Genomic DNA, 14,091 nt, shown 5'->3' with positions numbered 1-14,091 from the left:
AGCAACAGCCCGTGCATCCGCGCGCCCCCATCGACTCTGCCGTGACAGATCGCGCGCACCCAGCCGATCCGCCCGCTTTCACGCCCCTACGCGAGAACTTCACCCGGGGACTAGACCAGGGGTGGAATCAGGGGAACGACCCGCGGCGCAGCCGGGGTCCGAAGCGGTCGAGTTCAGCACGACCTCTCGTATCGGCAGTCGTCTTCGATGCGCGGGAACCGCGCCCGGCGATCACGACGCGCTTGCCGCCACGCGCTCCCTCGGACCGGCTGCCACGGCGTCCTCGAAGATGACCCTGTGCCCGATCGGGAAGACCGACACGCGCCAACGGCCCTCGACGGCGCCCCAGATTCCGCGCGGAAGATACAGCGTGATGGCAATCGCGAGAACACCCAGGATCACGAGATACCACAGACCCAGTTGGCTGAGATAGATGTCCATCACGAAGTAGATGAGCGCGCCGATGATCGGACCCTCGATCGTGCCTATGCCTCCGATGAGCACCATGAAGATCATGAATGCGGAGTAGTTCACGCTGAAGATCACGTTCGGTGATGCCACGCCCAGCGCCTGGATGCAGATGATCGCCCCTGCCCCGGCGGCTCCTGCCGCGGCGAGGACGAACACGAGCCGCTTGGGCCGGCTGACCTTCACCCCCATCGCCTCTGCTGCCGTCTCGTTGTCGCGGATGCTCTGCAGAGTGGAACCGACTCGACTGCGCAGCAGGAAGTAGGTCGTCGCCACGACGACCACCACGAAGGCCAGCGCGGTCCAATAGGTGAAGAGATTGCGGTAGACGGGATCCTGCGTGATGTCGGAGATACTGCGCCCTCGTCCGAGTCCCAGCCCGTCGAACCGGATGACGATCTGCCGGGACACCTCCGCGATGACCCACGTGCCGATCGCGAAGTAGCCGCCGCGCAGCCGGAACGCGAGGAATGAGATCGGAAGGGCGATCGCGCCCACGACGATCGAGACTGCCAGGACGCTCAGGTAGGCGTTGACGCCCAGATCGTTGAGCACGAAGACTCCGTAAGCCCCCAGTCCGATGTACGCCTGCTGGCCCACGGAGATCATTCCCGCATACCCGGCCAGGAGGTTCCAGGTCGAGGCGAGGACGATGAGATAGAAGAGCTTGATCCACACCGACGTCACGCTCAACGGCAGGATGTACGGTGCCGCCGACAGAAGCAGGACGACGGCGGCGATGACCACCCCGGAAACGATCGCGCGACGCTGGTAGCGGTCGACGCGGTGCGCCGCACGGACGCGGAGGTCTGTCATGCGAACACCTTGCCCTTGAGGATTCCGGAGGGCCGGATGACCAGCACCGCGAGGAACACGAGATTTCCGACCAGCAGCGGCAGTTCGGGATTGATCTGCCCGGCGACGGTCTGCGCGACGCCGAGCACGATTCCGCCCAGGAGGGTGCCCCACAGCGACCCGAGTCCGCCGATGATGACGGTCTCGAACGCGAAGAGCACCGCGATCTGCCCGTCGATCGGCGTGACGCCACCCTGACGGATGCCCAGGAACACGCCTGCGAGCCCGGCCAGCACGAAGGCGATTCCCATCGCCGACGCGTAGACCGTGCGGTAGTTGACACCCATCAGGCGCAGCGTGTCTGGATCGTCCGACGCCGCGCGCATCTTCCTGCCCAGCGATGTGCCGTTCAGGAAGAGCTGAAGCCCGACGATGAGCGCGATCGCGACGGCCATGGTCAGCAGCGGAAGGACCCCGATGCTCATTCCGCCCAGCTGAACGCTCGCGACCGAGAGGCTCCCCGACGCGATGAGCTGCTTGTTCGTGGTGAACAGGCTGATGAGCGCGTTGGGAATGATCACCGAGAGCCCGAACGCGATGACCAGCGGGGCAAGCTCGCTCATTCGCAGGGCGCGCTGAAAGAGGAAGTACTGCGCGGCGAACCCGAGCATGAACATGATCGGGATCACAATGACCATCGCGAGCCAGACGTCCGCCCCGAAGGCCGCCATGTTCACGACCGCCAGGTAGGCGGCCAGGATCATCAGCTGGCCGTGAGCGAGGTTCACGATCCGCAGCACGCCGTAGGCGAGGGAGAGCCCGAGTGCGGACATCGCGAAGAGCCCGCCGAGAAGGATGCCCTGAACGAGGGCGTTGAGAATGTTCACGACGTCACCCCGTCGGTGGAGCGGGCGGGTCGGGCGCTGTGTCCGAAGTAGGCATCGGTGATGCGTTCGCGCGAGAGCTCCGCCGCCGGCCCCGCGAGAACGTTGCGTCCTTCCAGCATGCAGATCACTTCGTCGGCGAATCGGAGCGCGCGCGTGAGGTCCTGCTCGACGAGGACGATGCCGAGCCCCGCCGTGCGAACCGACGCGAGCGAATCGTAGATCTCGTCGACGACGATCGGGGCCAGCCCGAGGGACACCTCGTCCAGGAGCAGGATCTGCGGATTGGACATCAGCCCGCGCGCGATCGCGACGGCCTGCTGCTGCCCGCCCGACAGCCTCGCGGCGCTGCGCCGCAGCAGCGGCTCCAGGAGGGGGATCGCCTCCACCACCGTCCGCAGCGTCCACGCTCCCCGGCGCCCACTGGATGCCCCTATCATGAGGTTTTCGCGAACACTGAGGCCTGGGAACAGGCGCCGACCCTCAGGCACCAAGGAGATCCCTCGCCTGGTGCGTTGGTAGTCGGAGACAGCGGTGATGTCCTCGCCGCCGAACACAATGCGTCCCGCCCAGGGGCGGTGCGCACCTGCGATCGTGCGCAAGAGGGTGGACTTCCCGGCCCCGTTGGCCCCGACCAGGGCGAGCACCTCGCCGGCCCGCACGTTCAGCGAAAGGTCGCTCACCGCCCGCGCGTCGCCGTAGCCAGTGGTCAGGGAGTCGACTTCCAGAAGCGCGCTCACGCCTTCGTCCCCATGTAGACCTCCAGGACGGCGGGGCTGCGCATGACCGACTCCGGCTCGCCGTCGGCCACCAGAGTGCCCGAGGCCAGGCAGAGGAGGCGAGCGACCACCGCCATCAGGGCGTGTACGACGTGTTCGATCCACACGATCGTCACCCCCGAGTCTCGGAGTCGGACGATCGTCTCCACGAGGCTCTCGCACTCGGGATCGGTGAGCCCGCCCGCGATCTCGTCCAGAAGCAGGAGCGCCGGATCCGTGGCCAGTGCCCTCGCGAGCTCAAGTCGCTTCCGGTCCAGGAGCGGAAGCTGACCGGCGCGCGTGTTCGCGTGGGGAAGGAGCCCGCTGAGGGCGAGCGCCTCGAAGGCCTTCTCTTCGGCCGCACGGCGTCGAAGTCCGGCGCCATAGGTCGCCCCGACCAGGGCGTTCTCGAAGACTGTGAGGTGGTGGAACGGCAGGGGGACCTGAAACGAGCGGCCCATCCCGAGATGGGTCCGCTCCTCGGCGGGGAGCCTCGTGACGTCGCGGCCCTGAAACCTCACCTCGCCTGCCGTGGCCCTCTCGGCTCCGCTGATCACACTCAGAAGAGTGGACTTCCCGGCGCCGTTGGGTCCGACGATGCCGACGGCCTGCCCGGCGGGGACCGTGAACGTCACGTCATCGAGCACACGAAGGCTGCCGTACGACTTCGCGACTCGGCGCAGTTCAAGAATGCTGTTCATGGTCCCCACTGGGCAGGATCGTCCGGGTCAGGGGATGGGCGCGAGCGGTCGGTCGACCGGGATCTCGGAATAGGTGGTGTTGTCCACGACCACCCACTCCCAGGTGCCGTCATCGACCTTCTGCCATTGACCGACCACCGTCGGAATCGTGGCGACCCCGGGGAACGGTCCGGAGGTGAAGTCGATCTGTCCCGCGAGCGTCATCATGTCGAGGCCGTCGATGGCGGCGTTGAGCGCGGTCTTGTCCTTCGGATCGCCCGAGGCCTTGATGGCCTCGGCGAGCAGTTCGAACAGCGCCTCGTTCTGCGGCGTCGCCTGGTTCCAGGTCAGGCCCTCACCTTCCGGGCTCGCCTCGAACGCCTCGATCCACTCCTCGGGGGTTGTCCCGTCGAAGCTCGACACGAAGGGGAATGTCGGCCCCCACCACGTAGCGAAGGCAAGGCCCTCCCCCAGGTCGTCCGGAATGGAGGGGACGGTCTGCGGGAAGAACAGCGCCTTGCCGATGGTCGCGATCTTGGGGTGGAACCCCTGCTGAGCGGCCTGCGTCCAGAACGTCACGAAGTCAGGGGGGATCGGCACGCCCGCGAGGATCTCGACACCCTCCTCCTTGAATTTCGAGATGATGGACGTGAAGTCCTGGGTGCCGTTCTCGTACGCGCCCGGGTCGACGATCGTGTAGCCGAGCTTCTCGGTGAACGAGGCGTACCCGTTCTCGGGATCGCGGAACGCGCCGCCGTCTGCGTCGTTGGGCCAGAGCACCCCGACCTTCTTGTTGGTCTCCAACTGGTCCCAGGCGCGCGGCTCGACGTCGCCGAAGCCCTCGATGCCGAAGAAGAAGTGGTGCGACCACTTCATCGGATTGTCTTGGCCGAATCCCCCGCCGAACACCACGGCCTGCCATGGAGCGATGGCGGTGAGGCACGGGGTGGCGTTGGCCTCGCACTGGGCGATGACCGGATTCACCGTCTCGGGCGTCGAGGTGGCGAGGATCACATCGGCGCCGTCCTGCGTGATCAGCTGCTGAGCGAGCTCCCCCGCCTTGGCGGGATCGGATCCGGAGTCGCGGTCGAGGATCTCGATCCGGTAGGTGGTGCCGTCGACCTCGATGCCGTCGGCGAACTGCTCGCGCAAGTAGCTCAGCAGGTACGGATCGCCGTCGGTGAAGCCCGCATAGGCACCGGTCGCCGGATGGACGTAACCCACCGTGATCGTCTCGTCACCGCCGGATTCCCCAGCACCGGAGCCGTCGGTCCCGACGGGTGCGCATCCGGCGAGGGCGATCGAGGACACCGCGACGACGATGCCGGTCGCACGCAGCGGGCGCCGCGAGCGCAGGCGGGAAAGCCGCAGGCCGCGCTGTCGTTTCGAGGAGTTTTCGGGTCGGCTGAACATCGTTGTTGCCTCCAGTTGCCGCCCAGAAGACGGCGTTGTCTGTGCTGCGGTGGCGTCGAACCCACCAGATGCTGTGAAACGTTAGCTTCGGCCCGACAGGGGCACCTGACGTTTTGTGCACGAAGCCGGGTCGGCGCGCCAGGGCGCAGGCGCTTTGGTCCGCGACCGCCCGGGGCTGCGATAGTCGCTCGGGTTCATGCCGTACTTTCGGCGGAACGCTCGAGCGAACGTGGCCGCGTCCGAGAAGCCCGACATCTGGGCGATCTCGCCGATGGTGTGCTTCGCCATTCTCCCTGCCTCGGCGAGCAACCCGGCGGCGTGTTCGAGTCGGCAGACCCTGATCCACTCCGAGGGGCTCTCACCGACCTCGTCGAAGAGCTGATACAGCCTCCGGCGGGAGATGAAGTGCCGAGCCGCGAGGCTGTCGACCGTCAGGTCCGGCAGTGTGAAGTTGTGCCGGACGCAGTCTCGGACCGTCTCGAGCAGACCGATGCTCGTGCGGGGGACCACGGTCCCGGTGGCGAAGGAACTGCGCACCAGCGTCGCCGCGAGATCCGCGGCCGCGGCGGCGACGGCGGGCGAACCCTCCTCCTCTGCGGCCACGATCCGGGAGGCGAACGACTGCAGAACCCGGCCAGCGGGAAGCGCGGGGACGGCCATCCGCCGGCAGGCGTCGTCGATCATCCGTCGAGGAAGCGACAGCGCGCGCCGAGAGACCTGGATGATGAGCTGATGCTGTGCGCTTCGCGAGTAGTCCTGCTCGTACGGTAGATCTGTGGCGTAGACGGTGAGCGAGCCGGGGCGGACCGCGACGCTTCGACCACCCTGACTGACCCGCCCGGTCGAGCCGAGCTGGAACGACATATGCAGGTCGTCCGACTGAGCGCGCGCGGCGAGGCGTGCCGTCCTCTGCACCCGGGTTCCTTCGGTTTCGAGCAACGAGACCGATACCGCCGGGCCCACGCTCGCATGCTGCATCCGCGCCGAATAGCTCTCAGCGCTGGCCTGGCACAACAGGGGAACGAAGCAATTCGAAACGACCTCCTGCCACTCGTCGGCGCTTCTCGCCTCGATCACGACCACGCTGCAGTCACCTCTTCCCCGAAGTCGCAGACGACGGTACGTTCCGCTCTTCGGATTGTCAACGCACACCACAGCGCCCAACGTGCACAAAACGTCAGACGCTGCGCGCGAACCACCGCTAACGTCTCGCATCACACCACGGTCTTCGAGTTGCACTGCAACGACGGCGGACCGCCGACTGCGCGACCTTGGAGGCGACGATGACGTTCTTCGACACGAACGATTGGGACGGCCGGATCTTCGACGGCGGATGGGTGCGCACAAGCGCACAAGCCGAGGCCCGATCTCCTTCGACGGGTGCGAGCCTCGGCGCGTACGGTGTGGCGTCGGCCGAGGATGTCGACCGGGCGGTTCGGATCGCACGGTCGGCTCAGCGCGAGTGGGCCGCCCGCCCGGCCGACGAGCGAGCGGCCATCATCCGTCGCGCGGGCGACATCATCAGCGCACAGGCCGACACGGTCGCGAAGTGGCTGATCGACGAAGCGGGGTCAGGGCAGGGCAAGGCCGCGTTCGAAGCCGGCCTGGTCTCCAGCGAGTTCTATCAGGCTTCGGCCACGGCGATGATGCCGTACGGAAGCCTCTTGCAGAGCTCTCGACCCCGGCTGAGCCTCGCCCGGCGCCTTCCGGCGGGTGTGGTGGGGGTCATCTCGCCCTTCAACTTCCCGGCGATCCTCGCCGCACGCTCCGTCGCGCCGGCGCTCGCCCTCGGCAACGCCGTCGTCCTCAAGCCTGATCCTCGGACCGCGATCTCGGGCGGACTCATCGTCGCCGCAGCCCTGGCGGATGCCGGAGTCCCCGAGGGCGTCTTCCATGTCGTGCCCGGGGGTGTCGACGCAGGCTCGGCGCTGGTGGATCACCCCGACGTGCGGATAATCTCCTTCACCGGCTCGACCGAGGCGGGCAGGGCGATCGGCGCCCGCGCTTCGCAACTGCTCAAGCGCGCACATCTCGAACTCGGAGGCAACAACGCCCTGGTCGTGATGGCGGATGTGGATGTTCAGGCGGCAGCCTCCGCGGGCGCATGGGGTTCGTTCCTCCACCAGGGGCAGATCTGCATGACGACCGGCCGGCATCTCGTCCACGCCGACGTCTACGATGACTACGTCGATGCCCTCGCCGCGAAGGCCCGCGCGCTGCCCGTCGGCGATCCCTCCACGGGAGCGCCGCTCGGGCCGGTCATCGACGCGAAGCAGCGCGACAGAATCCATGCCATCGTCACCGAGACGATCTCTGCGGGAGCGCGGCTGGATGCCGGCGGCGGCTTCAACCGCCTGTTCTATCAGGCCACGGTGCTCTCCGACGTCCAGCCCGAACACGCGGCCTTCCACAAGGAGGTCTTCGGACCGGTCGCCCCTGTCGTCCGCTACACGTCAGAAGACGAGCTCGTCAGCCTCGTGAACGCATCCGAATACGGCCTGTCCCTCGGAATCCTGACGCGAGAACCGCTGCGCGCTCTGGAGCTCGCCGATCGGCTGCCCAGCGGAATCCTCCACATCAACGACCAGACCGTCGACGACGAGGCGCAGGCGCCCTTCGGAGGCATCGGCGCGTCGGGCACCGGCGCACGATTCGGCGGGCACGAGGCCAACATCGAGGCCTTCACCGAACAGCAGTGGGTGACCATGCAAGCCGAGATCGCCCGCTATCCGTTCTGACCGGCACCACCTCGAATCTGGAGTATCAGCGAATATGAGAGTCCAAGCAGCCGTTCTCGACCGCGTGGGAAGTGACTTCGTCATCTCGGATGTCGAATTGGCCGACCCCCAACCGCACGAGCTCATCGTCCGCGTCGTCGCCGCAGGCGTGTGCGGCACGGACATTCACGTGCAGCACGGCGCAATCCCCTTCCCGCTGCCAGGCGTGGTGGGGCATGAGGGCGCAGGCGTCGTGGAATCGGTCGGCTCGGCGGTGACCTCTGTCGCCCCCGGAGACAAGGTGCTGATGACGTTCACCAGTTGCGGCGCGTGCCGCAACTGCCTCACGGCTCATCCCGCGTACTGCGAGCGGTTCCTGACGCTCAACCTCCTCGGCGGGCGCCGCGCAGACGGCTCGGCGACGTTGCGTCGAGGCGATCAGGAGCTCAACGGCCACTTCTTCGCCCAGTCGTCATTCGCGACACACGTCCTTGCGGATGAGCGCGGAGTCATCCGCGTGCCGCACGACGCCGATCTCGAGATGCTCGCTCCGCTGGGGTGCGGCATCCAGACGGGCGCAGGGGCGGTGTTCAACGTGCTGCGCCCGGCCCCGGGCACGTCGATGGTCATCTTCGGCGCCGGCGCAGTCGGCCTCGCAGCGGTCATGGCAGCGGCTTTGAGCCCCGTCGCAGACATCATCGCGGTCGACCTCGTCGCCGCCCGCCTCGAACTCGCCGAGGAGCTGGGGGCGACCTGCACCGTCGACTCGTCGGTGCAGGACATCGCCGAAGTGGTCAAGCGCGTCACAGACGGCCGCGGCGCCGATTACGCGATCGACGCCACCGGCGTCGCGTCGGTCGTCGAGACCGCCGCGTCGATCCTCACACCGCTGGGTACCGTGGTGTCCATCGGCGCGCCCGCCCCGGGAACCACCGTCGCGATGGATGTCAACTTCATGCTCAACGGTCGCCGCTACGTCGGGGTGACGGTGGGCGATTCGATGCCCCAGGTGTTCCTCCCCGCCCTGGTGGAACTCGTTCGCACTGGGCGGATGCCGCTGCACAAGCTCATGCGCACCTACGATTTCACGGCGATCAACGACGCGGCGCAGGCGATGGCATCCGGTCAGGTGGTCAAGCCCGTGCTGACCTTCGCCGAGCCCCGTGACGCGTCCTGAGCGCACGGCCTAACGTTCCGCAGCCTCCTCGAGGAGCCCGTGCTGTCGAGCGACCGCGACAGCGCCGTGCCGGGAAGACACACGCAGCTTGCGATAGATCGACTGCAGCTGAGATTTGACGGTGTGCGGGGAGACGATGAGCGCTTCAGCGACCTCCCGCACGCTCCCATGGGTGTCCAGGGCGCGAAGCACGACGCGCTCACGTGGCGTGAGCGGACTGGACACCACGCTCTGCGAAGGCTCCGGCGGGGCCGGGACATCCAGGTAGGCGGCGACGGCCCGCGACGCCTTCTCGACCGCAAGTTCGTCGAGCAGGCGTCGGTCCGCAGCGGTGAGCAGAGCCACGTGCTGCCGCGGCCCCGATGTCTCCCACGTCGCCGCCGCGGCATTGACCCACTCCCACGCCAGCTCTCTGTCGCCGCATCTCAGGGCGGCGACCGCCCCCACGGTGCGGGTGTCGGCCCTGGTGCGCAGGGTGTGATCAGGAAGGTCGAGCGCCGCTATCGCCAGCGTCAGAGCATCCTCGACACGATCGTCCACGAGCAGGCGCACGATGCGTGCCGGTGCGAGATGCGCTCGGTCTGGAGGCCGGGAATCGAGCACTCCCGCGGCGGCTCGCCGGTCGCCTGCGGCGAGGAATGCGCGCCCCAGGACCGCGTGAAGGTGATCCGTCGCGACGTTGTCGCCGATCCCCGGTGGCCTCTGCCCCGCGAGTTCGGCAGCCACCCGCTCCGCCTCGGCGACGCCTTGCCCCAGGCCCGTGCGGGCCGAAACCGAGATGGCGGTGAAGAACGGCCAGAACTCGCTCGTTGACGTGTTGGCGTCGGTGTCCAGCAGCTTATCGGCCGCGTTCTGGAACTCCAGCGCGTCGAGCAGGCGATACCCTTCGGCCACCATGCCCATCGCACTCATGGACGAGCGGCGCAGGCTCACCGAGTCCGCGTCCGCGTCGATCGACGCCATGAACGCCTGGGCGCGAACCATGTCCCCGGCGAACGCGCTCGCACCGGCCGCGTAGACGGTCGCGTAGTTGCGTGCCATCGGCGATGTGCTGACCGCCACCGCTCGCGTCGCGGTCACAACCGCGTCCTCGATGCGCCCCTTCTGCATGAGGCTGAAGCTCAGCTGACGCAGAGCCACCCCCACGTGCTCCTGATTCGCAGTGACCAGATCCGCCGGAACCGCCTCCAGCGCACGGAGCGCATCGAGCGCCGTCTGCGCCGACTCCGGGAACGCGTATGCGATGCGAGAGGCGACGGCTTTCATCACCAGGAGCGAGAACGCATCGACCTCGGGTGAGATGTGGGGCGGGAACTCGGTCGAGTCGATCACGACGCGAAACACGCTGGGAGCCTCAGGGCGCAGCAGCGGGTTCGACTGCAGCGCAAGGCCCAACCCGAGCGCAAGCACCGGGTAGTCCGCAAGGATCTCCTCCGGTACCGTGCGCAGGACGGGAAGGAACCGATCCGAGACGCAACCGTCCGGATCCTGAATCATCAAGGACGCGAAGATCCGGTTGGCGAACCCGTAGTCCTCGCCCTCAAGCGCCAGTTGGAGGGCCTGATCGATCTCGCCGTGCGCCAAGAGCCAGGTCGCGCCCAGCACGCACAAGCGGCGGAACCTGTCGAGGTCTTCACGAGCACGGGTACGGAACGCCTGCCGGAAGGTGCCCACATACTGAAAGACCCGACAAGAAGTGCTGAACGGAATCCACCTGCCGAAACCATTGCGCTCGAGCATGCGCAGAAGCGGCTCAGGGTCGGGATGCCCGCTCAGTTGCTGTGCGGCGCCGACATCGAAGTACGGCGGGACGCTGGTGTCGGTGACGAACCTCACAGCGTCCGCGTTCGGCAGCAGCGACTCCAGCCGCGACGTGACGATCGAGTCCCAGTCCATGGAGCCAAGACTCGGGATGTCCCCCAACTGCGCCACCGCCAGAACCACTGCCCGCACGGTCAACGCGAACCCACCGGTCACGGCGAGAACGGTGTCCGCAAGACTCTCGTCATCGATGCCGGCCTGCTCATGCAGCAGCGTGCGGATCTCGTGAGCCGTCAGCGCCAGTTCCCGACTCGTCACCACTCGGCCGGCCCGTCCGTCAGGAGAGTTGAAGCCCGCAACGGCGGTGTTGCCTCGCGCCGCCACGACCAGACGCAGCGTCGGCACCGTTTCCAGAAGGCGAAGCAGGTCCTCATCGACCTGCGCGATCGCATCCGCCAGATGCTCATACGAGTCCAGAACGAGGGTGACCACCCCGCGATCGCTGAGAAGCGCTGCGGAAACCCGAACCGGATCGGCGCTCTCGGCATGCTGGTTCTCGACCCGCGCCGCGACATCAGGCGGCAGGTCCCCCGCCCGCACCAACGTCCTGACCACATGCTGCCAGAACGCCTGGCGCGACGAGATCCCGCTCGCCAGCGACACCCACACCACCGTCCCCGACGGACCGTCCGCCGCCCAACTGCGCAGCATCGTCGTCTTGCCGCTTCCACTGGGTCCCTGCACGACACAGACACGAACCAGAGGGGAATCCAGGATGCTCGTCAGCCGCGGCCGTCGCACCACTCCATCGATTGCGCTGAACTCCACCGCTACCCCATCACACCGACGTACACGTGGCCTCGTGGCGCGCACCCGGCCAAACGAACGCCGGTCGTCACTTGCGAATCCTCCGCGCACGCGCCCTTAATAACAGAGACGCACGGGAAGCCGTTGCATTACGCGAGTGCGAGTCTTGGTCGCCATGCCCGCTTTGCGCGGACGGTGATCTGCGGGTTGATCACGCCGCGATCTCAGTGGTGCTGTGAAGCGTTCCCGCTCAGCGGGGCTGAGGTCGCAGGGCCGATGGGCCGACGGCGGCGGGGTTGCCGCACCCGTTCGATTCAGCCGTTCTGCGTAACGAGCACGGCCCCGGTGCGTCCAGATCATTGACAGACACGGGACCCGAAGCCCGACTGCGGTCGAGAACTCTGGACGGAAGGACGCCACGTGCACTCCAGCAACACTTCGCGCAATCCGATCACCGACGAGGAACAGCTCTCCTCCTCCGCGAGATCCCACCCGCATCTCGACCCCGCCGAACTCGCCGAGCAATACCGTGTGGGAGCGGCGATGCTCGCCCCGCCGGGCGATGTGATCTGTGCCGCTTTGCGGCGGGCCCCCCTGGATTCAGCAGAGGCCGACGCTGAAGCCCTCCGAGCGTCCGTGACGATGGTGCTCGAGCGGCTCTGGGCTTCCGGAGCGCTGCATCCGGCAACCCGCCACGAACGACTCACCGGCATACGAAGCCGAGAGGTGAACGAAGACCTGCGCGACGTGCTGCATGAAGCCGAGGACTTCGCCGAGCTGATACTCCGCCGGAAGCAGGTCCACCGAGCGACGCCCACGCTGGCCGATGACATCGCACGAGTGATCGCGGGCTTCCTTCCGTGGCCGAGTCAGCAGAGCGATCCTGTCGAGCTTCGTGAGCAGCGCCTCGATCCGAGCGAGCTCTGGGAGTACATCTAACACCGGGCGCGCGCCTCCGGGGCCGACCCCTCAGCGCTCCCTGTCGGGGCTCCCGATCTGAACCGCCGTCTGGTCGCTCGCGATCAGCGGTGGCCCGAAGCCCCTCACGCCCACTCCGGACGCGGATCGACGGCGCGGCGGTGGATCAGCAGCTCCGGCGCGCGGGTGACGACCAGCCAGGTCGGCAGGATGATGAGGCACAGCAGCGGCAGCACAGGCAGGTCGCCGACGAGTGCCATCGCGACGAAGATCGCGATCCAGCCGTCTCGGGTCGCCGCGATCGTCATGCCCATGACCGCACAGGCGACGGCGAGAGAGAGGGGGATGCCGGGAAACAACGCGTTCGCGAGCAGTCCGAATGCGACCCCGATGAACACGATCGGGAAGATGCGGCCGCCGCGGAATCCGGCGCTCGCCGCAACGAGCAGTGCGACGGCTTTCACCCCCGCGAACAGTGCCAACTGCCACGCGGAGTAGTCCTCGGGGTGGGTGAGGAGCGTGCCGGCCTGCTCGAGACCCTTGAACATCGTCTCGGGGGTGCCGAGCACACCGAGCACACCGAGCAGCAGACCGCCCAGCGTCGTGAAGATCACCGGATGCTTCAGCGCGTGGAATGCGCGATGCACGAATGGGAACACCCACGCGGCGAGCACGACGACAAGGGCCGCCGCGATCGCGACGAGCGAGCCCCACAGCAGGTAGCCGGGCTGGAAGGGGCCCATGGGCTCGAGTGAGAAGCCGATCGGGTCGCCGCCGAGCAGCAGCATCGTCACCGCGCCCGCGCCGCCTGCCGCCAGCGGCAGGAACAGCTTGTCCCACAGCGACCCGCCGCCCCTGACGGCGGCGACCATGCCAGGAAAGATCAGCGCGCCCGCAACGGGTGTGCCGAACAGCGCGCCGATGGTCGCCGCCGACGACAGCAGCACGATGAGCGACAGCGGGATGCGCGTCGTGATGCGCGCGACGAGCGCGACCGAGAGCGCCGCGTTGATCGCCATGATCGGGTTCTCGGGGCCGAGGCTCACGCCGCCTGCCAGCCCGATGATCACCGTGACCGCGAGCGACGGCACGACGACGACCTTCGGCGGAGGCCCCGAGAGCTCGGTCGTGGCGGAGTCGGGCCCCGCGTGGCCGGGTGCGAACTGCACGATCAGGCCGATCGCGAGGCCGACGAGGGTGAGCATCAGGATGATCCACCACCACGTCTCGCCGGTCGCGCCGAACACGCCCGGCAGGGTCTCCCACAGCACGTCCTGCAGCCACTGCGCCGCAAGGTCGAGCAGCCATAGCACGACGGCCGACCCGACGCCGATGAGCACCGCGGGGATCGACAGCAGGAGCATCGTCCGCAGGCTCATCGGCCTGTTGTCGGCGTCCTGGCCTCCGGATGCCGGTTCGTGCGGTGCCGGATCGGTCACCGGGTCGCCCCTTCGTCGAGGCCACGCGCCTGCGTGCGCGTCGCGGCCCTCTCGTCGTTGCGCGAGGGCTGCTCGATGACCCACACCGCCGCGACGAGCGGCCTGCAGGCGAGCTGCCACCAGCGCTCCTCGGTCACGATCGCATGCTAGGTGTTCTTCCCATTGACGTTGTGGACGCGGTCGATGGGTGCTTGGCCTCCGATGCCGGTGTGGGGTCGATGGTGATTGTAGTGGTGCAGCCAGGCGGGGTAGCTTGCGGCTCGCTGCTGGTCTG

13 protein-coding genes are annotated in these 14,091 nt (G+C 67.6%); 3 read left to right on the top strand and 10 right to left on the bottom strand.

The features are described 5' to 3' along the window. Window positions 1–231: 231 nt before the first annotated feature. The 6 genes from AB1K54_RS16790 to AB1K54_RS16765 form a co-directional block, all read right to left on the bottom strand. Window positions 232–1,284, bottom strand: a complete 1,053-nt coding sequence (locus tag AB1K54_RS16790; RefSeq protein ID WP_371203908.1) for a branched-chain amino acid ABC transporter permease — start codon at window positions 1,282–1,284, stop codon at window positions 232–234. Continuing rightward, window positions 1,281–2,150, bottom strand: a complete 870-nt coding sequence (locus tag AB1K54_RS16785) for a branched-chain amino acid ABC transporter permease (RefSeq protein ID WP_371203907.1) — start codon at window positions 2,148–2,150, stop codon at window positions 1,281–1,283. Before AB1K54_RS16785 ends, AB1K54_RS16790 begins: the two co-directional genes overlap by 4 nt. Continuing rightward, window positions 2,147–2,887, bottom strand: coding sequence for an ABC transporter ATP-binding protein (locus AB1K54_RS16780; RefSeq protein ID WP_371203906.1), 741 nt, complete (start codon window positions 2,885–2,887; stop codon window positions 2,147–2,149). Before AB1K54_RS16780 ends, AB1K54_RS16785 begins: the two co-directional genes overlap by 4 nt. Then, a complete protein-coding gene (locus AB1K54_RS16775) occupies window positions 2,884–3,606 on the bottom strand; it encodes an ABC transporter ATP-binding protein (protein WP_371203905.1) in 723 nt (240 codons plus the stop codon). Before AB1K54_RS16775 ends, AB1K54_RS16780 begins: the two co-directional genes overlap by 4 nt. Window positions 3,607–3,633: 27 nt before the next feature. Beyond that, complete coding sequence (locus AB1K54_RS16770; RefSeq protein ID WP_371203904.1) at window positions 3,634–4,998, bottom strand: ABC transporter substrate-binding protein; 1,365 nt, start codon at window positions 4,996–4,998, stop codon at window positions 3,634–3,636. Window positions 4,999–5,079: 81 nt separating this feature from the next. Continuing rightward, window positions 5,080–6,081: an AraC family transcriptional regulator gene (locus AB1K54_RS16765; protein WP_371203903.1), complete on the bottom strand. Its 1,002-nt coding sequence runs from the start codon at window positions 6,079–6,081 to the stop codon at window positions 5,080–5,082. 200 nt (window positions 6,082–6,281) lie between these two features. Here AB1K54_RS16765 and AB1K54_RS16760 point away from each other — a divergent pair, with 200 nt between their 5' ends. Both AB1K54_RS16760 and AB1K54_RS16755 read left to right on the top strand, forming a co-directional pair. Continuing rightward, complete coding sequence (locus AB1K54_RS16760) at window positions 6,282–7,736, top strand: aldehyde dehydrogenase family protein (protein WP_371203902.1); 1,455 nt, start codon at window positions 6,282–6,284, stop codon at window positions 7,734–7,736. 97 nt (window positions 7,737–7,833) lie between these two features. Beyond that, window positions 7,834–8,892 carry an NAD(P)-dependent alcohol dehydrogenase gene (locus tag AB1K54_RS16755; protein ID WP_371203901.1) on the top strand — a complete coding sequence of 353 codons (1,059 nt, stop codon included), beginning with the start codon at window positions 7,834–7,836 and terminating at the stop codon, window positions 8,890–8,892. A gap of 9 nt (window positions 8,893–8,901) precedes the next feature. Here the strand turns inward: AB1K54_RS16755 and AB1K54_RS16750 are convergent, their stop codons facing one another. Further along, the gene (locus AB1K54_RS16750; protein ID WP_371203900.1) at window positions 8,902–11,316 is read right to left on the bottom strand and encodes a response regulator transcription factor; all 2,415 of its coding nucleotides are present in this window, start codon (window positions 11,314–11,316) and stop codon (window positions 8,902–8,904) included. A 564-nt stretch (window positions 11,317–11,880) separates the two neighbouring features. Here AB1K54_RS16750 and AB1K54_RS16745 point away from each other — a divergent pair. Then, entirely contained in the window at window positions 11,881–12,399 is a 519-nt protein-coding gene (locus AB1K54_RS16745) for a hypothetical protein (RefSeq protein ID WP_371203899.1), read from the top strand. A 104-nt stretch (window positions 12,400–12,503) separates the two neighbouring features. Here AB1K54_RS16745 and AB1K54_RS16740 read toward each other — a convergent pair whose 3' ends face one another. From AB1K54_RS16740 to AB1K54_RS16730, 3 genes are all read right to left on the bottom strand, one after another. Further along, window positions 12,504–13,817 carry an ion channel protein gene (locus tag AB1K54_RS16740; RefSeq protein WP_371203898.1) on the bottom strand — a complete coding sequence of 438 codons (1,314 nt, stop codon included), beginning with the start codon at window positions 13,815–13,817 and terminating at the stop codon, window positions 12,504–12,506. Continuing rightward, on the bottom strand, window positions 13,814–13,954 hold the full coding sequence (locus AB1K54_RS16735) for a hypothetical protein (RefSeq protein ID WP_371203897.1): 141 nt from the start codon (window positions 13,952–13,954) through the stop codon (window positions 13,814–13,816). The genes AB1K54_RS16740 and AB1K54_RS16735 overlap by 4 nt, the downstream gene beginning before the upstream one ends. A gap of 9 nt (window positions 13,955–13,963) precedes the next feature. Next, window positions 13,964–14,091: integrase core domain-containing protein (locus tag AB1K54_RS16730; protein ID WP_371203923.1), on the bottom strand; the 128-nt coding region annotated here is incomplete at its 5' end.

It is taken from the genome of Microbacterium sp. BWT-B31 (genome assembly GCF_041379855.1).
Taxonomy (GTDB): domain Bacteria; phylum Actinomycetota; class Actinomycetes; order Actinomycetales; family Microbacteriaceae; genus Microbacterium.
Note: the sequence above shows the minus strand (reverse complement) of the source record. Positions and strands in the feature narration are given on the sequence as shown.